At 70.6% G+C, this 18,675-nt stretch carries 12 protein-coding genes and 1 pseudogene; 5 read left to right on the top strand and 8 right to left on the bottom strand.

The annotated features are described in order from the left end of the window. Positions 1–73 precede the first annotated feature (73 nt). Entirely contained in the window at positions 74–2,329 is a 2,256-nt protein-coding gene (locus QQY66_RS39430; protein WP_301985176.1) for an MMPL family transporter, read from the top strand. A gap of 57 nt (positions 2,330–2,386) precedes the next feature. On the opposite strand, the pseudogene mgt reads toward QQY66_RS39430, so the two are convergent. The 4 genes and pseudogenes from mgt to QQY66_RS39410 all read right to left on the bottom strand — a co-directional run bounded on the left by mgt (position 2,387) and on the right by QQY66_RS39410 (position 6,698). Further along, positions 2,387–3,623: pseudogene (gene mgt, locus QQY66_RS39425) on the bottom strand (macrolide-inactivating glycosyltransferase). Between the two features lie 17 nt (positions 3,624–3,640). Then, positions 3,641–4,945, bottom strand: coding sequence for an ABC transporter substrate-binding protein (locus tag QQY66_RS39420; protein WP_301985175.1), 1,305 nt, complete (start codon positions 4,943–4,945; stop codon positions 3,641–3,643). Continuing rightward, a complete protein-coding gene (locus QQY66_RS39415) occupies positions 4,945–5,778 on the bottom strand; it encodes a carbohydrate ABC transporter permease (RefSeq protein WP_301985174.1) in 834 nt (277 codons plus the stop codon). Before QQY66_RS39415 ends, QQY66_RS39420 begins: the two co-directional genes overlap by 1 nt. After that, positions 5,775–6,698, bottom strand: coding sequence for a carbohydrate ABC transporter permease (locus tag QQY66_RS39410; RefSeq protein ID WP_301987643.1), 924 nt, complete (start codon positions 6,696–6,698; stop codon positions 5,775–5,777). The genes QQY66_RS39415 and QQY66_RS39410 overlap by 4 nt, the downstream gene beginning before the upstream one ends. Positions 6,699–6,887: 189 nt before the next feature. Between QQY66_RS39410 and QQY66_RS39405 the strand changes: the two genes are divergently transcribed. Next, positions 6,888–7,751 carry an aminoglycoside phosphotransferase family protein gene (locus tag QQY66_RS39405; RefSeq protein ID WP_301985173.1) on the top strand — a complete coding sequence of 288 codons (864 nt, stop codon included), beginning with the start codon at positions 6,888–6,890 and terminating at the stop codon, positions 7,749–7,751. 212 nt (positions 7,752–7,963) lie between these two features. Here the strand turns inward: QQY66_RS39405 and QQY66_RS39400 are convergent, their stop codons facing one another. From QQY66_RS39400 to QQY66_RS39385, 4 genes are all read right to left on the bottom strand, one after another. Next, the gene (locus tag QQY66_RS39400; RefSeq protein ID WP_301985172.1) at positions 7,964–8,686 is read right to left on the bottom strand and encodes a 3'-5' exonuclease; all 723 of its coding nucleotides are present in this window, start codon (positions 8,684–8,686) and stop codon (positions 7,964–7,966) included. Between the two features lie 104 nt (positions 8,687–8,790). Continuing rightward, positions 8,791–10,029 (bottom strand): SAV2148 family HEPN domain-containing protein, encoded by a 1,239-nt coding sequence (locus tag QQY66_RS39395; protein ID WP_301987642.1) that lies wholly within the window; start codon positions 10,027–10,029, stop codon positions 8,791–8,793. Between the two features lie 102 nt (positions 10,030–10,131). Next, entirely contained in the window at positions 10,132–11,451 is a 1,320-nt protein-coding gene (locus QQY66_RS39390) for a copper amine oxidase (protein WP_301985171.1), read from the bottom strand. 54 nt (positions 11,452–11,505) lie between these two features. Continuing rightward, positions 11,506–12,318: a Tat pathway signal sequence domain protein gene (locus QQY66_RS39385; RefSeq protein ID WP_301985170.1), complete on the bottom strand. Its 813-nt coding sequence runs from the start codon at positions 12,316–12,318 to the stop codon at positions 11,506–11,508. 182 nt (positions 12,319–12,500) lie between these two features. Between QQY66_RS39385 and glgX the strand changes: the two genes are divergently transcribed. The 3 genes from glgX to QQY66_RS39370 all read left to right on the top strand — a co-directional run bounded on the left by glgX (position 12,501) and on the right by QQY66_RS39370 (position 18,664). Continuing rightward, a complete protein-coding gene (gene glgX, locus QQY66_RS39380; protein ID WP_301985169.1) occupies positions 12,501–14,609 on the top strand; it encodes a glycogen debranching protein GlgX in 2,109 nt (702 codons plus the stop codon). A 64-nt stretch (positions 14,610–14,673) separates the two neighbouring features. Next, entirely contained in the window at positions 14,674–17,022 is a 2,349-nt protein-coding gene (treY, locus tag QQY66_RS39375; protein ID WP_301985168.1) for a malto-oligosyltrehalose synthase, read from the top strand. A 391-nt stretch (positions 17,023–17,413) separates the two neighbouring features. Then, the gene (locus QQY66_RS39370) at positions 17,414–18,664 is read left to right on the top strand and encodes a M14 family zinc carboxypeptidase (RefSeq protein WP_301985167.1); all 1,251 of its coding nucleotides are present in this window, start codon (positions 17,414–17,416) and stop codon (positions 18,662–18,664) included. Positions 18,665–18,675 lie beyond the last annotated feature (11 nt).

Below are 18,675 nucleotides of genomic sequence, written 5' to 3'. Positions count from 1 at the left end.
TATCCGGCCCATACCTTCGAAACGAAAGGTGACGGCAGGGGGCCGGCACCGCTGACGAGGGGGCAAGCCCGTCATGGGGAACGGAGATATACGGGTGCGGGGCATCGCCGCCCGGGCAGGCGGCTGGAGCGCCCGGCACCGATGGGCTGCCGTCGGTATCTGGGTGCTGTTCGTCGTCCTGGCGATGGGGCTCGGGTCGGCCGCGGGCCGGGTCGACGTCAAGGACAGCGACCAGCTCAAGGGCGAGACACACACCGCCGCCACGATCATCGAGGACGCCGGGATCGACGAGCCGGCCGGTGAGACCGTCCTGATCCAGTCGAAGGACGGCGGCGTCAAGGCCACGGACGCCGACTTCCGGGCCGCGGTCGAGTCCGTGGTCAAGGCGGTCGAGGGAACCGGTGAGGTCACGGACGTGACGTCGCCGTACGAGACCGACACGATCTCGAAGGACGGCCGCAGCGCGCTCGTGCAGTTCGACATGCGCGGGGACGCGGAGACCGCGGGCGAGCGGGTCGAGCCGGTCCTGAAGGCCGTCGAGGACGTTCAGAAGGACCATGGGGCGCTGCGGATCGAGGAGATCGGCTCCGCCAGCATGATGAAGACGTTCGACGACGCGTTCGGGGACGACTTCAAGAAGGCCGAGTTCTCGGCGGTGCCGGTGGCCCTCGGCATTCTGCTGATCGCCTTCGGCGCGCTGGTCGCGGCGCTGCTGCCGGTACTGCTGGCGATCACCGCGATCATGGCGACGATGGGCCTGATGGGCATCGTCAGCCATGTGATGCCGATGAGTGAGACCGCCAACTCCGTGATGCTGCTGGTCGGTCTGGCCGTGGGCGTCGACTACTGCCTGTTCTATCTGCGCCGCGAGCGCGAGGAGCGGGAGGCCGGCCGGGACGCGCAGACCGCGCTGCGGGTGGCCGCCGCCACCAGTGGGCGCGCGATCATCGTCTCGGGTGTCACGGTGTGCGTGGCGATGGCGGGCATGCTGTTCACCGGGCTCGCCGAGTTCGAGGCGATGGGCCTGGCCTCGCTGATGGTCGTGGCCGTCGCCATGGTCGGCTCCGTGACCGTCCTGCCCGCGCTGCTGTCACTGCTCGGCTCGCGGGTGGAGAAGGGGCGGATTCCGTTCCTGCGCCGCCGTCAGCGCAAGGGTGGCGGCTCGGAGAGCCGGTTCTGGACCGCCGTCCTCAAGGGCGTGCTCGCGAAGCCCCTCGCCTCCGTCGTCGTGGCGGCCGGTGTACTGCTGGCGATCGCGGCTCCGGCGGTGGGCATGAAGACGCAGAACCTCACACTGGACCAGGAGTTCGGCGACTCGCTGCCGATCGTGCAGACGTACAACCGCGTCAACGACGCCTTCCCCGGCGGCTCCGAGCCGGCCGAGGTGGTCGTCAAGGCCGACGACATCAACGCTCCCCAGGTGCAGGCCGCGCTCACGGACTTCCGTGAGCAGGCGATCAGTTCGGGTGCCTCGCGCGGCCCGGTGGACATCAAGCTGCACGACGCGCAGAACGTCGCCTTCGTCTACGTCCCGCTGGTCGGCGGCTCCGACCTGGACAAGGCGGGCGCGAGCCTGGACAAGCTGCGCGACGAGGTACGGCCGGCCACGCTCGGGAAGGTCGACGGCGTCGAGGCGCCGATCACCGGACAGGTCGCCGGCTCGAAGGACTTCAACGACCAGCTGGCCGGAGCGGTCGTCCCGGTCTTCGCGTTCGTCGTGGTCTTCGCCTTCCTGCTGATGCTGCTGTGCTTCCGCTCGCTGACCATCGCGATCACCTCGATCGTGCTGAACCTGCTGTCGGTGGGTGCGGCGTACGGCATCCTCGTCGCCGTCTTCCAGCACGGCTGGGGCGCGTCCCTGGTGGGCGCGGAGGGCGTCGGCGCCATCATCACCTGGCTGCCGCTGTTCCTCTTCGTGATCCTTTTCGGCCTGTCGATGGACTACCACGTGTTCGTGGTCTCGCGAATCCGCGAGGCGCGACTGCGCGGCCGGACGACGAAGGACGCGATCACGCACGGTGTGGTCACCACGGCCGGTGTCGTCACCAGCGCCGCGGTCATCATGGTCGCCGTGTTCGCGATCTTCGGGACGCTGTCGATGCAGTCCATGAAGCAGATGGGCGTGGGCCTCGCGGCCGCGGTGCTCATCGACGCGACGATCATCCGGGGCGTGCTGCTCCCGGCGGTGATGGCGCTGCTGGGCGAGCGCAACTGGTATCTGCCGAAGTGGCTGAACCGGATGCCGGACCTCACGCACGACGAGGCGCCCGAGGCCGTGACGCGGGGAACGCCGTCGCGGGACGACGAGGGTGAGCCGGTGAGGGTCTGACCTCACCCCGAGCGGAGGGCCCGTTGGCTACAGGGGAGCCAACGGGCCCTCTCCTGCTCACTTCTTCCGGGGCAGCTCCGCCTCGATGAGGTCCGCCGCCCGCCGCGTGCCGCCCTCCTGGGCCATCTCGGCCAGCACGCCCCGCAGCCGCCGGGCGACTTCGGGGTCGTCGACGAGCGCGAGGGCTGCGGTGCGCAGCGCTTCGGCGGTCGCCTCCTCCATGGGAAGGTGACGGGCCACACCGAGCGCCTGGAGCATGTCCGCGTTGCCGAACTGGTCCACCATCTGCGGTACGGCGATCATCGGCGTGGCGGTCGCCATTCCCTCCTGGCTGCCGCCCGCCCCGGCGTGGGTGACGAACAGGTCGGCCTGCTTGAGGACCGCCAACTGCGGGATCCAGGACCGTACTTCGACGTTGTCCGGTACGGTGCCCAGCTCGGCGGGGTCCACGTGCCTGCCGATCTGCAGCACCAGGTTCCAGCCAGGCAGCTCGCCGAACGCCTTGACGCACTCGCGATAGAAACCGGGATGCTTGGTGAAGGAGGACCCCAGCGACACCAGGACCACCTTCTCGGCGCCGGCCGGCCGCTGCCAGTCGCCCTCGTGAGAGCGGTCGCCCTGGCAGGCGCCGACGAATGTGTACACGTTCTCGTCGACCCGGTCGGCGTTGGGCTGGAGGGCCTTCGGGATGAGGACCAGGGAGCGGGCGGGGCGGCCGACGAAGGGGTCGGGGTGCTCGGTGATCCCGTTCTCCTGCAGCCAGTTGTGGAACTTGGCGTAGTAGGCACGCCCGCGCTCGGTCTTCTTCGGCTCCTCCCACATGGGCTCGGCGACCTCCTGCTCATAGCCCTCCCAGGCGACGAGGTTCGGGGAGAGCGAGATCGCGGGCACGCCCCAACGGCGGGCCAGGACGCGGGCCGGGTAGGCGGTGATGTCCTGGAGCACGAGGTCCGGCTCGTCGCCCTCGTACGCGGCGATCAGCTGGGGCAGCGCCTGGATCGCGTCGTCGAGGAACGGCTCGACATGGTCCAGCAGGGTGCTCCCCCACTTCTCCGGATCGTCGTCGGGCGAGGGCAGCGTCGAGTTCCACAGCTTGGGCTCGGCGCCGGTCTCGGCGACCTTCTCCGCGAACACCGGAGGGATCGCGTACGTCACCCGGTGCCCGCGCGCGACGAGCTCGCGGATCACTTCGAGGCTCGGGTTCACGTGGCCGTGGGCGGCGATGGAGAACATGGCGATGTGGGCGGGTGTGGTCATGCGAGAGACAGTACGCGAGACGAGACGTCTCGTGCAACCGGAATGGGCGGGCTGTCAGCGTTGGTAGCGCGCCAGCACCAGATTGCCGTCTTCCTCCAGGCGTCTGCGCAGGTCGTCGAGGTCGACCGCCCCGCTGTAGTACTCCTGGAACGCCGGGGTGGCCACCTTGTCCTTCCACTCGGGATAGCCGCGGACGGACTGCGCGGGTGCCGAGCGCAGCTGGGCGGCGAGGGCGGTGCCGGTGGCCCAGTCGTGCTCGGCCGTGTGCAGGGCGGGGTGCTTCAGTGCCTGTGTGCCGGTGGGGAGCATCCAGTCGCCCAGCGCCAGCCGGACCATGTTCTCCGGCCGGAGCAGGAAGTCGATGAACTCGGCGGCCTCCTTCTTGTGCGGGCTGTCCTCCGCGACCGACAGCGTCTGCGGGCTGACTCCCTGGGCGAGCCCGTCGGCCCCGGCGGGGGCGGGCAGCACCTGCCAGTCGAAGCCCTTGGGAGCCTGCTGCACGATCTGCTGGCGGTACGAGAAGCCGAGCGGGACCATCGCGTACTTCCCGCCGAAGAATCCCGGCAGGGTGTCCGAGCCGCCGCTGCCGAGGGTCGTGGGCGAGGCGCTGCGGTCGGTGTTGACCTGGTCATGAATGGTGTCGGGCACCACCTGGTCGGCCGCCCCGAAGCGGATGGTGACCTTGCCGTCCTGGTTCCGGTGGAACAGCTGTCCTCCGGTGGACAGGGACAGGTTGAGCGTGGCGGAGACGGGCTCCTTGAGCGGCCAGGCCACGCCGTACTTCCCGTCGCCGCTCAGCTCCTCGGTGACCTTCCAGAACTCGGCCCAGCTCCAGGGGTTTTCGGGCGTGGGGATCCGCACCCCGGACTCCTTCAGCCAGGTGGCGTTGGCGATGAGCACGCGGGGCTCCTGGAGGAACGGCACGCCGTAGATCCCGTCCCCGAAGGTCGTCGTGCGCCAACTGCGCTGCGGGATGTCGGACTTCAGCCGCTGCGGCAGCAGGTCGGTGAGGTCGGCCAGATAGCCGCCGTACGCGAAGTCCGCGAGGTCGTCCGAGGCGTCGTGGATGATGTCCGGCGCCTCACCGCCCTCGAAGGAGGTCAGCAGCTGGTCGTGGACGCTGTCCCAACTCCCCTGCACATACTCGACCTTGACCTCGGGATGGGACGCGTTCCACTGCGCCACCAGCTCCTTGTTGGCGGCGACGGACTCCTCCTGCCAGGCGAGGGACTGGAAGCGCAGAGTGATACGGCCGTCCTCGGCCACGTCGTCGTTGGTGCAGCCGGCGAGCAGCAGGGTGAGGGCCAGCGCCAGGGCCGGGATCCATCGGGGCCGCAGACCGCTCCAGGGGGTGCGCATCAGCTCTTCACCGCCCCGGCGAGCATGCCGCCCGTGATCCGTCGCTGGATGATCGCGAAGACGACCAGCGAAGGCAGGGTGGCGAGGAACGCGGCGGCGGCGAGCGGGCCGAGGTCGGCGACGCCCTCCGCGCCGATGAAGTGGGTGAGCACGACCGGCAGCGTCTGTTTCTCCGGTGTCTTGAGCAGCACCAGCGCGAAGAAGAACTCGTTCCACGCGGTGATGAACGCGAACAGCGCCGTCGCCACGATCCCCGGCGCGAGCAACGGCGCGATCACCGAGACGAGGGTGCGCAGCCGCCCGGCGCCGTCGACGGCCGCCGCCTCCTCCAACTCGGCGGGCACCGCGCGTACGTACCCCACGAGCATCCACAGCGCGAACGGCAGCGCCCACACCACGTACACCAGGACCAGTCCGGGCACGGAGTTGATCAGCCGCAGATTCTTGAGCACCAGGAACAGCGGGATGATCACCAGCACCAGCGGAAACGCCTGACTGACCACCACCCAGCCGGTCGCGGCCCTCGCGAGCCGGGTGCGGTGCCGGGCCATGACGTACGCCATCGGTGTCGCGATCAGTACGGCGATCACCGCGGCCCCGAGCGCTGCGACGAGGGAGTTGAACGCGGCGTGCAGCAGCGGCTGTTCGTCGAAGGCCTGGCGGAAGTTGGCCAGGGTGGGGTTCTCCGGGATCCAGGTGGGGTGCAGACTGCCCAGCTCGCGTGGCGGTTTGAACGCTGTGGAGATCAGCCAGAGGAAGGGGAAGGCGAGGAAGACGAGATACGCGAGCAGCGCCACGTACTGGCCCGCGCGGGCCGCCTGGCTGGTCCTCATGTGTCCTGTCCTCCCCTCAGACGGCCGGCGAGGAAGACGGCGAGGAGCACCGAGATCACCGCGACCATCACGCATCCCATCGCCGCCGCATAGCCGAACTGCCCGTAGCGGAAGGCCTCTTCGTAGGCGAACAGCATGGGCAGGCGGGTGCGGCCGCCGGGTCCGCCGCTGGTCAGCACATAGACCAGCGCGAACGCATTGAAGTTCCAGATGAAGTTGAGCGCGGTGATCGCCAGCGCGACCGGTCTGAGGGCGGGCCAGGTGACCGTACGGAACCGGCGCCAGGGGCCCGCGCCGTCCATCGTGGCCGCCTCGTGGAGTTCGCGCGGGGTGTTCTGCAGCCCGGCGAGCAGGGCGACCGTCGTCTGCGGCATGCCCGCCCAGACGCCGACGACGATCACCGCGGGCAGGGCGGTCGCCAGGCCGCTGAGCCAGTCCCGGCCGTCGCCGAGACCCAGGTCGCGCAGGGTCTCGTTGAGGATGCCCGCGTCCGGGTTGTAGACGAGCCGCCACATGACACCGACGACCACCTCGGGCATCGCCCACGGGATGATCGCCAGCGCGCGGGCCAGCCATCTCAGGCGCAGCTCCTGGTTGAGCAGCAGGGCGAGACCGAGGGCGAGCAGGAACTGCGGCACGGTCACGCCGACGGCCCAGACAAGACCGATCCGGAACGACTCCCAGAACAGCGTGTCGTGCAGCAGATCCCGGAAGTTGAGCGTGCCGATCCACTCCGTGGGCTCGGTGCGGCCCGACTGGGCGTCGGTGAACGCCAGCAGGATCCCGTACAGCAGCGGTCCGACGCTCAGCAGGAGGATCGGGATCAAGGCGGGTAACACCAGGAACCAGGCGCCATGGTCGGCGGCAGGGCGTTTCCGGCCGGTGCTCGGCGCGCGTTTCGCCGCGCCCTCCCCTCGCACCTCGGTCACCAATGTCACAGAATCAGCCCCTTTGCGCGGCTCGGACGGGCTCCGTCATGGTCGTGAAGGCGGTCGGTGTCGTCAAGACACCGCGCGCCCGGCGCGACCTGTGCGAATGCGACACTGACCGGCGGATGGCGGGAAGGTGACGCCGTACGCAGACGCACAGGGATCACTCGGAGGCGGACGATGGACGAGGCACGGGCGCGGCACGTACTGGCCGCGGCAGGGGTGCTGCCGGGACCGGCACGGGATGCGTGGTTGCTCGCCCTGGGTGAGAACGCCGTGTTCGCCGCCGGTGACCTGGTCGTCAAGGTGGGCCGCGACGCCGAACTCCTGGACCGGGCCCGGCGGGAACTGGACATCGCGCTCTGGCTGGAGGCCGCGGCTGTGCCGGCGGTACGTGCCGCCGAGCCGAAGGCACTCCTGGTCGAGGGGCATCCGGTGACTGTGTGGCATCGGATGCCCGATCCCGTACGGCCCGCGGAGCCACGGGATTTGGCCGAACTGCTACGGGTCGTCCACGCACTGCCCTCCCCCTCCTTCGAACTGCCGCCCCGCGATCTGCTGGGCGGTGTGGAACGCTGGCTGCGGCTTGCGGGCGACGCGATTTCTCCGGCCGACGCGGACTATCTGCGTGAGCGCCGGGACGGCTTCGCGACGGCCGCCGCCGCGCTGACCCCGCATCTGCCGCCCGGGCCGATCCATGGCGACGCGCTGCCCCGCAATGTGCATGTCGGGCCGGACGGGCCGGTGCTGGTCGATCTGGAAACGTTCTCCGCCGACCTGCGTGAGCACGACCTGGTGGTCATGGCCCTCTCCCGCGACCGTTACGGGCTCCCTGCCGCGGCGTACGACTCCTTCACCGACGCGTATGGCTGGGATGTGTGTGAGTGGGACGGGTGCTCGGTGCTGCGCGGTGCCCGGGAGACCGCCAGTTGTGCGTGGGTCGCGCAGCATGCGCCGAGCAATCCTGATGCGATGGTCGAGTTTCAGCGACGGGTGGGGTCTTTGCGGGACGGGGATGAGACGGTGCGGTGGTTTTCGTTCTGAGGGGGCGTTGCAGTGACCGGTGCTGACCTGTGTACCCGGTGCTGGTGCCGGGGCAGGGCGTCGCGCAGCCCGGCGCTACGGGGTGCCGCCCGCGCCCACCCGTGCCGCCCCAGGCGGCACGACTGCCCGCGGCTTGGGCGGACAGACAGACCGCCGGCCGCTCGCGCACCCGCCGTCAGCCGCTCGGCGGCCCCGTCATCCGCAGCTTGTCGTCAGACCGGCTCGTCCACCGGTTCCCGTAGCGGCCATGTCCCGTCGATCACCGCGTTCGCCTCGCCCTTGCGGCGCAGGAAGTTCTGGAAGTCGGCGGCTCTTTCGGCGTACCACTCGATCTGGCGGCGATGGAGTTCGGCCGGGCCGAGGGAGGCGATCTTGGGGTGGCGGGTGGCTATGGCGCAGGCCAGTTCGGCTGCGGCGAGGGCGTCGGATGTGGCGTCGTGGGCGGAGTCGAGGGCGACGCCGTATTCGGCGCAGACCGCTTCGAGGTTGCGCTTGCCGCGGCGGTAGCGGTCGACGGACCGGTCGATGGTGTACGGGTCGATGACCGGGGCGGGGTCGACGCCGCCCAGGCGGTCACGCAGCGACGGAAGGCCATGACGCCGTAGCTCGGCCGCCAGCAGGGTCAGGTCGAAGGCCGCGTTGTAGGCGACGACCGGGACGCCCGTCTTCCAGTACGTCGCCAGGACGTCGGCGATGGCGTCGGCGACCCGGTCGGCCGGGTGGCCCTCGGCGGTGGCGCGCTCATTGCTGATGCCGTGTACCGCCACCGCGTCCGCCGGGATCTCCACCCCGGGATCAGCCAGCCACTCCCGGCGCCCTATGGGCCGCCCGGCCCTGACCTCGATCACGGCCCCCGTGACGATCCGCGCCTTGCGCGGGTCCGTGCCCGTCGTCTCCAGGTCGAAGCCGATCAGCAGCTCTCGGTGCCAGCCCATGCCTGGCCCCCCTTCTCGGTGGTGCGTTCCCCCAGTGGTCTCCACCTTCCCATGAGCCACTGACAATCAGAGGGCCGCATTCCGCTTACCCGGCAGGGGACTTGTCAGGACACCGGCCGCGAATCCGCCCAAGCCTGCTCGAACTCCTCGCGGTACGTCGGAAACAGCCCGCTCTCGTCGACTTCGCCCGGCTTGACCACCTTGCTGCCGTTGCGCAGCACGAGCACCGGCGCCTCCATGCCCCGCGCCCGCCGCAGATAGGACTGCACGACGGCGATCCCGTCCGAGCCGTCGCCGTCGACGAGGTAGGCGGTGAAGCGCGGCGTCTCGTCGTAGACCTGGATCTCGAAGGCGCCCGGGTCGCGCAGCCTGGACCGCACCCGCCGCATGTGCAGGATGTTCATCTCCACCGCGCGGCTCAACTCCCCGCGCTTGATGGCCAGTTCGCGCTCGCGGCGCTTGACCGCGCTGGAGGCCGGGTTGAGGAACAGCAGCCGTACCCGGCAGCCCGACTCGGCCAGCCGGACCAGCCGTCGCCCGGAGAAGTTCTGCACGAGCAGGTTGAGGCCGATACCGACCGCGTCGAGCCGGCGGGCACCGCCGAAGATGTCCTCGGCGGGGAACTGCCGCAGCAGCCGCACCCGGTCGGGGTGCACGGCGACCACGTCCGCGTACCGGTCGCCGACGAGGTCCTCGACCGCGTCGACGGGCAGTCGGCGCGCGGACGGTACGTCGCCGCCCGTGCCGAGTATGTCCAGGAGGCGCGCGGAGGCCCGCTCGGCCTGATTGAGGACCGCTTCGGACAGGGCCCGGTTGCGGGAGACGACGTTCCGGGTGACTTCCAGTTCGTCCAGGGCGAGCTCGACGTCCCGGCGCTCGTCGAAGTAGGGCTCGAAGCACGGCCAGTGCTGCACCATCAGCTCACGCAGCTGCGGCAGCGTGAGGAAGCTGAGCACGTTGTCGTCGGCCGGATCGAGCAAGTAGCCCTTGCGGCGGCTGACTTCGCGTACCGCGACCGCGCGCTGAACCCACTCCTGCCCGGCGGGTCCGGCCGCGGCGACCACCCACTCGTCGCCGTGGACGGGTTCGTAGATGGGACGCAGAACAGCGGCCACGACCGCGCGCAGCCGCTGTTCGACGAGGTTCAGCCAGATGTAGGCCCGGCCGGCTCGCTGGGCGCGCGTACGTACCTCGCGCCAGGCGTCGGCGTCCCAGTCCAGCTCCGGTCCAATGGAGCCCGTGTCCATCGGACGGGCCAAGGACACCGTGCCGGGCGGGACGTCTGCGGAGTTCCCCTCGTGACCCTCGTCACCAGGGGGCAGCTCCAGCCCTCCCGAGCCCACCCGCGCACCGCCTTCCGCTCCCCCGAGCACTCCCCGTGTCAACGATCAAGGAAGGGTACTCCGGTAGCGGTCCGCGGTGCAGCCGGATGCGCGGACCGTTTCTCAACTACCGTCCATGGGATTGCCGTTCTGATCGGCGAGCTCAGCCGGAGTGAGCGGATTCATGGCGGTGACATCGCGCGGGGCGATGGAGAATCCCTGCCAGTGGACCGGCATGGGCTGCTGGTCCTCGTCCCGGGCTATGTGGTGGAAGCCCACGTTGACCCAGGCCACGGGGTGGGTGAGGGTCTGTCCGCCGACCCACTTGTCGACGGACTTGGGGTGGGCGCCGGCACAGCCCGGGTTGTTGCTGGCGAAGAGCTCGCACTTCTTGTACTGGGTGAAGTAGATGTCGTGCTTGGTGAAACTGCGGCCCGGGTACTTGGTGCTGGGGCCGGGGACGAACTCGTACGAGCGCGCGTGGCCGTCCTTGTTCTTGCCGGTCGCGCTGACCATCCGCCACCAGCGATAGCCCTTGGCGTCGCCCGCGAGTTCCTTGGTGACCTTGGTGCGGGTGGTCTTGGTCGTCGGGGCCATCTGCTGGCCGCGGGGCGGGGAGACGGTCGAGTCGTACTGCTCGACGCGGTTCTTGGTGGAGCCGTCGAGGGCGAAGTCGAGCCGCCAGAAGGCGTTGTGGCTGTGGCTGGTGGCCTTGGCCTTGGGACCCTTGCCGATGGGCCAGCCGCGTCCGTCGCCCGCGTCGTAGTCGACCGGGGAGAGGCTGCCGGTCGCGCCGACGTTCATGTTGATCGTGCCGTCGTCCTGGAAGCGCCATTCGGTCATGTACTCGTACCAGCCGACCTGGTTGACCGTGTAGACGAGAAGGTCCTTGCCCTGGGCCTGGTAGACCTTGTTCGCGGTGTCGCCCTGCATCCGGTAGGCGTGGCCGCGGGCCCGCGTGGTGGTGCACAGCCCCTTGACGTTCGGGTTCTCGCCCTCGTGCGGGTCCGGGACCTTGACGGTCTTGATGGTGCCGCCGGGGCATTCGCCGGGCGCCAGGGGCATCAGGTCCTTGGCGAAGTCCTGGCCCGTCAGGTCGTCGTACTCCGCGCCTCCGTCGTCGTACGGGACGTGGATCTGGCCGAGCCGGCCGCTGGCGAGGACCTTGATCGGCTCGGCCTCGCCCTTGGGCTGGTAGGAGACGTCGTCCAGGACGAGACCGGCCTTGCTGTCGTAGTGCCAGCACATCCGCCAGGTGGTGCCGCCGGCGAGCTTCTGCTCGATGCGGTAGGCGGCGCTGCAGTCGGCGGCGGCCGCGGCGGCGGTCTTCGGCTGGGCGGCGGCCGGTCCGGCGCCGGTCGTCAGACCGGCGGCCAGCGCGGCCACGGCGACACCGAGGGCCGTCCGGCGGTGGGCACGGCTGATTCTGTTGTGCACGCGCATGAAGAAGTGACTCCCTGCAGGAGGTGCGGGTTGGAAAAGTGGACGGAGTTCGGCTCAGCCGTCGAGGTCGGCGACCTTGCGGGCACTCAGGTCGATCACCAGGGACATGGTGTCGATCCACGACCCGTTCTTGACCTTCGTGAACAGCCGTACGCAGCGGTGCTCGCCGCACTTGTCCAGTACGGCGGGCTGCGCGCCCGGCGTGGCCCGGTAGATGCCTCCGCTCAGCCGCAGCTGGTCCGGTGAGGTGAGTTCCTTGCCGGTCGCGTCCTTGTAGTCCGCCTTGAGGTCCGCGCCCAGCGGGTCGGCGATCAACAGGCTCGCCGCCTCGATGCTCTCGGCCCGGCTGGGCGGCGGCTGGACGCCCTGCCGACTGGTGGTCTCCACGACCTTGCCGGTGTCGAGGTCGACGGTCTTGGTGACGAGGGCGTCGTTCCGGTAGTCGTAGAACGTCACGTCGGCGCGCCGGGACCCGTCCGCGCCGGCGCCGGAGTCGGCCTCCGGCTCGGCCAGGTCGATGCTCACGCGCTGCGGGCCGCGCTCGCCCTCGACGTCCTTGCTGGCGTTGAACAACTGCCGGTTGACCGCGAGCTGTTCGGCCCGCTTCATCTCGTCGTCGGTCAGCGGGTCATTGCCCTTGCCCTTCTCGCCCTCGGCCGGGGCCTCCTCGACGACACCGGGAGCGACGGCCTCGCCCTGCCCCGGTACCGCCTGCTGACCGGCCCCGCCGGCCGCCTGCCGGCCATCCGTTTCGTCGGCCCCCGCCGACCCCGGCAGGGTGACGGCGACCATCACGGCGGTCGAGGCCACCGCGATGGCGGCCCCGGCCACCACCTTGCCGAGATGACGGTGCACTGCATTGCGCACGTTGTTGCCCCCTACTCCCCCAACAACCCTGGGAGTACTCGTTGCCCCATTGGTTCGGCATACCGTGTATGCACTGGTCGAGAGGTAAGAGGGACGTAAGTCATAGGAGGTTCCCTCACTTTCGGGGAGACTCGGGGCCAAGGCGCCCCCAGCGGCGAGGCACACCTGAAAGAGTCGTATCCATGCAGGTCTGGCCTGGAGAGGCGTATCCACTCGGTGCCACGTACGACGGCGCCGGGACCAACTTCGCGGTCTTCACGGAGGCCGCGGACCGAGTAGAGCTGTGTCTGCTGCACGACGACGGCTCGGAGACGGCGGTGGAACTGCGGGAGAGCGACGCGTTCGTGCGGCACGCGTACCTGCCCGGCGTCATGCCGGGCCAGCGGTACGGCTTCCGGGCGCACGGCCCGTACGCCCCCGAGCGCGGCCTGCGCTGCAACTCCGCGAAGCTGCTCCTCGACCCGTACGCGCGCGCGATCAGCGGTTCGATCGAGTGGGGCGAGGAGGTGTACGGCTATCACTTCGGCGCGCCCGACGAGCGCAACGACCTCGACTCCGCCCCGCACACGATGACGTCGGTCGTGGTCAACCCGTACTTCGACTGGGGCGACGACCGGCGCCCGCGCACCGAGTACCACCACACCGTCATCTACGAGGCGCATGTCAAGGGCCTCACGATGCGGCACCCGGCGCTGCCGGAGGAGCTGCGCGGCACGTACGCGGCCCTGGCGCATCCGGCGGTGATCGAGCATCTCACCGAGCTGGGCGTCACCGCGCTGGAGCTGATGCCGGTCCACCAGTTCGTGAACGACCACCGTCTGGTGGACATGGGCCTGAACAACTACTGGGGCTACAACACGATCGGTTTCTTCGCCCCGCACAACGCGTACGCCTCCTGGGGCGACCGCGGCCAGCAGGTCCTGGAGTTCAAGTCGGCGGTGCGGGCGCTGCACGAGGCCGGTATCGAGGTCATCCTGGACGTGGTCTACAACCACACGGCCGAGGGCAACCATCTGGGCCCGACGCTGTCCTTCCGGGGCCTGGACAACCCGCAGTACTACCGGCTGGCGAACGACCCGCGCTACTACATGGACACCACGGGCACCGGGAACTCCCTGCTGATGCGGTCCCCGCACGTCCTTCAGCTGATCATGGACTCGCTGCGCTACTGGGTCACCGAGATGCATGTCGACGGCTTCCGCTTCGACCTCGCGGCGACGCTGGCCCGTCAGTTCCACGAGGTGGACCGGCTGTCGTCGTTCTTCGACCTGGTCCAGCAGGACCCGGTGGTCTCGCAGGTGAAGCTGATCGCCGAGCCGTGGGACGTGGGCGAGGGCGGCTACCAGGTGGGCAACTTCCCGCCGCTGTGGACCGAGTGGAACGGCAAGTACCGCGACACGGTACGGGACGTGTGGCGGGGCGAGCCGCGCACGCTGGCGGAGTTCGCCTCCCGGCTCACGGGCTCCTCGGACCTCTACCAGGACGACGGCCGGCGTCCGCTCGCCTCCATCAACTTCGTGACCTGCCACGACGGGTTCACGCTGCATGACCTGGTGTCGTACAACGACAAGCACAACCAGGCCAACGGCGAGGACAACCGGGACGGCGAGAGCCACAACCGGTCGTGGAACTGCGGGGCCGAGGGCGAGACCGACGATCCGGCGGTGCTGGAGCTGCGGCAGCGTCAGATGCGCAACTTCATCGCGACGCTGATGCTGTCCCAGGGTGTGCCGATGATCAGCCACGGGGACGAGTTCGCCCGTACCCAGCGCGGCAACAACAACGCCTACTGCCAGGACAGCGAGCTGGCCTGGGTGGCGTGGCCCGAGAACGGCAGTGAGCTGCTGGACTTCACGCGCGCGATGGTGTGGCTGCGCAAGGACCATCCGGTCTTCCGCAGGCGCCGCTTCTTCCACGGCCGGCCCGTGGAGGGCACCCACGACGAACTCTCGGACATCGCCTGGTTCACCCCCGAGGGCAAGGAGATGGCCCAGCGGGACTGGGACTCGGCGCAGGCGTCGGCGCTGACGGCGTTCCTCAACGGGAACGCGATCTCGGAGCCCGGCTCGCGCGGCGAGCGCATCAGCGACGACTCGTTCCTGCTGATGTTCAACGCCTCGCACAAGTCACTGGACTTCGTGGTGCCGGTCAACCACGGCCGCCAGTGGCAGGTGGTCGTCGACACCGCCCGCGCGGACGGCGTCCCGCCGGGCACGGGCACGAAGGTGCAGGCCGGGGACCGGCTGACGCTGGTGGACCGGAGCATGACGGTGTTGCAGCGGCCCGACTAGGAGGACGGACTCGTCCAGGGGAGTCGATGACACGAAAGAGGGCAGGGCGGGTACGTAGGTTTCCATGACACCTGAGCGTCCTGACCCGGTGGTGCCGACGGCCACCTACCGGCTGCAGCTGCAGCCCGACTTTCCGTTCGAGGCCGCCGCGACGGCCGTGCCGTACCTGGCGTCGCTCGGCGTCTCGCATCTGCATCTGTCCCCCGTCCTGGAGGCTGTCCCTGGCTCCGCGCACGGCTACGACGTCGTGGACCACGCGCGCGTGCGCGGCGAGTTGGGCGGCGAGGAGGGGCTGCGCCTGCTGGCGCGCACCGCCCGGGAGCACGGTCTCGGTCTGATCGCCGACATCGTCCCCAACCACATGGCGATGGCCCCGCGCCACAACCGCGCCCTGTGGGAGGTGCTCCGGGAGGGACCGAAGTCGCCGTACGCGCGCTGGTTCGACATCGACTGGGAGGCGCAGGGCGGCCGGCTGCTGCTGCCGGTGCTCGGGCATCCCGTCGGCGCGGAGACGGACGCCCTGGCGGTCGACGGCGACGTCCTGCGCTACTACGACCATGTGTTCCCGTTGCGCGAGGGCACCGAGGAGCTGCCGCTGCCGCAGCTCCTGGATGCGCAGTGGTATCGCCCGGTGTGGTGGCGGCTGGCCCGTACGGAGCTGAACTACCGGCGTTTCTTCAGCATCTCGGAACTCATCGGGGTGCGGGTGGAGGACCCGGAGGTCTTCGAGGCCACGCACGCCAAGATCCTGCAACTGCTGCACGAGGGCGTGTTCGACGGGCTGCGGATCGACCACCCCGACGGACTCGCCGACCCGGACGCGTATCTGCGGCGCCTCCACGAGGCCACCGGCGGCCGCTGGACGGTGGTGGAGAAGATCCTGTCGGACGGTGAGCACCTGCCGGCCTCCTGGCCGGTCGCGGGCACCACCGGATACGACGCCCTGCGGCACGTGGACGGCCTCTTCACGGATCCGGCCGGGTGCGGGGAACTCCTCGGCCAGTACCGGCGTTTCGCGGCCCCTCAGACCGACCGTGGCGGGCAGTGGGAGGCGACCGTACGGCGGGCGGCGTACAAGGTGCTCACGCATGAGTTGGCCGCCGAGGTCGAGCGGCTGACCCGGGTCGCGAGCCGCCTGTGCGACACGTCGCCGGACCCCGCGCTGCGCGACCGGGCTCCTTGGGCGCTGCGCACCGCCCTGCAGGAACTCCTGGTCCGTCTGGAGGTCTACCGGCCGTACGAGTCCGCGGACGCCGCCGCGGTCGTCACCGAGGAGGCCGCGGCCGAGTCCCGGCAGGCCTTCGTCGTCCCCGAGGAGGCCGGTGCCGTGGACGTCGTACGCGACCTGGTGCTCGGCCGGACCGGTGACGGACCCGGCCACGCGGAGTTCCGGGCCCGGTTCGCGCAGACCGCGTCCGCGCTGCGCGCCAAGTCCGTGGAGGACACCGCGTTCTACCGCTATGTGCCGCTGCTGTCGGCGACCGAGGTGGGCGGAAACCCGGGCAGCCCGGCGGTGTCTCCGGAGGACTTTCACGCGTACTGCGCGCGCGTGCAGCGCGACTGGCCGGCCACCGGGACCGTCACCTCGACGCACGACACCAAGCGCAGCGCCGACGTACGGGCCGCGCTGGCCGTGCTCACCGAGTGTCCGCAGCGCTGGGCGGACGTCCTGGCCGAGGTGACCCGCACCGGCGAGGGCGTCCCGGACGCGCAGCTGGCGTGGGCGGCCTGGCAGACCGTGTTCGGGCTCGGCGCGGCGGACGCGGACCGCGTGCAGGGGGCGCTGCTGAAGCATGTGCGCGAGGCGGGGCTGTACACGAGCTGGACGGAACAGGAGCCCCCGTACGAGGACGCGGTGGCGGCGTTCGTCGCGGCGGGGCCGTGCGGGGCTCCGGGCGGACGCGTGACCGACTTCCGCGCCACCCTGGATCCCCACATCCGGGCGAACGTGCTGGGCACCGCCCTGGTCCAGCTGACGATGCCGGGCGTGCCCGATCTCTACCAGGGCACGGAGGGCGAGTACCGGGCGCTGGTGGACCCGGACAACCGGCGGCCCGTGTCCTTCCCTCCGGAGGATCCCGGCGACAAGGGCGCGGTGACCGCGGCGGCCCTGCGGCTGCGCAGGCGCCGCGCCGACGTCTTCGGCGACTCGGCGACGTACGCGCCGCTGGCCGCGGAGGGCCGGGGCGCCGCGCACTGTGTGGCGTTCGCGCGGTCGGGTGAGGTGGTGACCGCCGTGACACGGCTGTCCCTGCGGCTCGCCGAGGCGGGCGGCTGGCGCGACACGCTGCTGCCGCTGCCGCCGGGGCGGTGGGCCGACGTGCTCGCTCCGGAGCGGGAGTTCACCGGGCACGCGCGCGTGGACGAGCTGTTCGAGCGGCTGCCGGTAGCTCTTCTGGAGCGGGTGGGCTAGGGCAGCTCGACGGGGAGTCGACGAGCGCTGGACGAGTCGCCCCTTCGAGGGCGTGCGTGTCTGGTCGTCCACGCCGTGGTGCACGCCGTACGAGCGGGGAGCTGGTGGTCCGTGCCCGGCGCACAGATGGTTGCTGCGTTCAGTCGGCCACCGTGCCCGCCCAGCGGCAGCCCCATACACCCATTCGGGTGATTTCAAGGCGAGCGCGGAGAGCGCCGGGACCCACGCTTCGGCGCCGCACGGGACCCGGCAACCCTGCTGGCACCAACGGCCCTTCCCGCTGCCGGTGAATGCATCTGGACGCCCCCTGGAGCCTCCCCCGCCACCGCCTTGACACTGCCCGGCGACCGTGGGGTACTGCGGATTGCGAAGCCGGGCGGATGTGACGGGGGTGAGTCTCCTGCCGGAGCTGCGCTACCCCACCGTTTCCGAACTTGTCTCGTCCGCCCGGGCGTTCGCCGCTCACCGGCCCGGCCTCTGCGCCCTGAGACAAGTGGGGGTCTCGCGCGCGGGCAGACCCCTGCACCTGCTGTCGATGGGCCACGCCCGCCGCGCCGTCCTGGTCGTCGCCGGCGCCCACGCCAACGAGCCGACCGGAGGCTCGACGACCCTCGCCCTCGCGGAACGGGTGCTGCACGAGCGGCAGTTGCGGGCCGACACCTCCTGGCACTTCCTGCTGTGCGCCGACCCCGACGGAGCGAGCCTGCATGTGACCCCGGCGCCGCGCAGCCTCCACGACTACCACCGCGGCTTCTTCCGGCCCGCCGCACCCGAGCAACCGGAATGGGCGCCGTCCGCACTGCCGCCGGACCGGCTGCCGCCGGAGACCCGCGCCCTGACCCGCGTCATCGACGAGCTGCGCCCCTTCCTCCAGGTGACCCTGCACGGCACCGACCTGGGCGGCAGCTGGGTGCAGCTGACGAAGGACGTCCCGGGCCTCGCCGGGCCGTTCGCCAAGTCCGCGGCGGAGCTGCACATCCCGGTGGAGACCGGCGCCTCCGACGCCGCGGGCTGGCCCGCCTCCGGACCCGGCGTGCATGTGATGCCCGGCCCCGGCGCGGGCGCCGCGTACCCGAGCATGCCGGACGACGCGCGGCACAGCACCTGGTACCACGTGCACCGGTACGGCGGTCTGACCGCGGTCGTCGAGGTGCCGATGTGGGCGAGCGACCTGGTGGACGACCCGGCGCCGCATCCGGCTCCGGCAGCCGAGATACGGCGGCTGGCGGGGCGGCTGCTGCGCGACTCGCTGGAAGTGGAGCGGGTGCTCACCGAGGTGCTGCCGCGGCTCGCCGACGTCGACGGGCCGCTGCTGCGCGCGGCCAGGTGGGCGCTGGAGCTGGTTCCGGGGCTGGCCGAGGACTGGATCCGCACACAACCCGCCGACGATTCCATGGCGTACGTCGGAAGCGTGGACGCGTTCGCGCGCCGGCTGCCGTTGCGGGCGGCGGCCATGCTGATGCGGGTCCTGCAGGAGAACGGCGACCGCGCGGCGCCCCGGCTGGAACGCCTCGTCGCGACCTGGAGCGACGCCTTCGCGGAACGCTTCCGCGCCCGCTGGGTTCCGCTGGAGCACCAGGTGGAGCACCAGTCCCGCACGGTCGTCGCGGCGGTACGGCACGCACGCGACCGGGCGGTATGACACCTCACGTG

Origin of the sequence: Streptomyces sp. DG2A-72 (genome assembly GCF_030499575.1) — a bacterium.
GTDB lineage: Bacteria > Actinomycetota > Actinomycetes > Streptomycetales > Streptomycetaceae > Streptomyces.
Note: the sequence above shows the minus strand (reverse complement) of the source record. Positions and strands in the feature narration are given on the sequence as shown.

Bases quoted from the DNA above. Each gene is read 5' to 3' on its own strand.
- QQY66_RS39415 (WP_301985174.1), bottom strand. From the start codon at position 5,778: ATGAGGACCAGCCAGGCGGCCCGCGCGGGCCAGTACGTGGCGCTGCTC.
- QQY66_RS39400 (WP_301985172.1), bottom strand. From the start codon at position 8,686: ATGGGCTGGCACCGAGAGCTGCTGATCGGCTTCGACCTGGAGACGACG.
- QQY66_RS39405 (WP_301985173.1), top strand. From the start codon at position 6,888: ATGGACGAGGCACGGGCGCGGCACGTACTGGCCGCGGCAGGGGTGCTG.
- glgX (WP_301985169.1), top strand. From the start codon at position 12,501: ATGCAGGTCTGGCCTGGAGAGGCGTATCCACTCGGTGCCACGTACGAC.
- treY (WP_301985168.1), top strand. From the start codon at position 14,674: ATGACACCTGAGCGTCCTGACCCGGTGGTGCCGACGGCCACCTACCGG.
- QQY66_RS39430 (WP_301985176.1), top strand. From the start codon at position 74: ATGGGGAACGGAGATATACGGGTGCGGGGCATCGCCGCCCGGGCAGGC.
- QQY66_RS39390 (WP_301985171.1), bottom strand. From the start codon at position 11,451: ATGCGCGTGCACAACAGAATCAGCCGTGCCCACCGCCGGACGGCCCTC.
- QQY66_RS39420 (WP_301985175.1), bottom strand. From the start codon at position 4,945: ATGCGCACCCCCTGGAGCGGTCTGCGGCCCCGATGGATCCCGGCCCTG.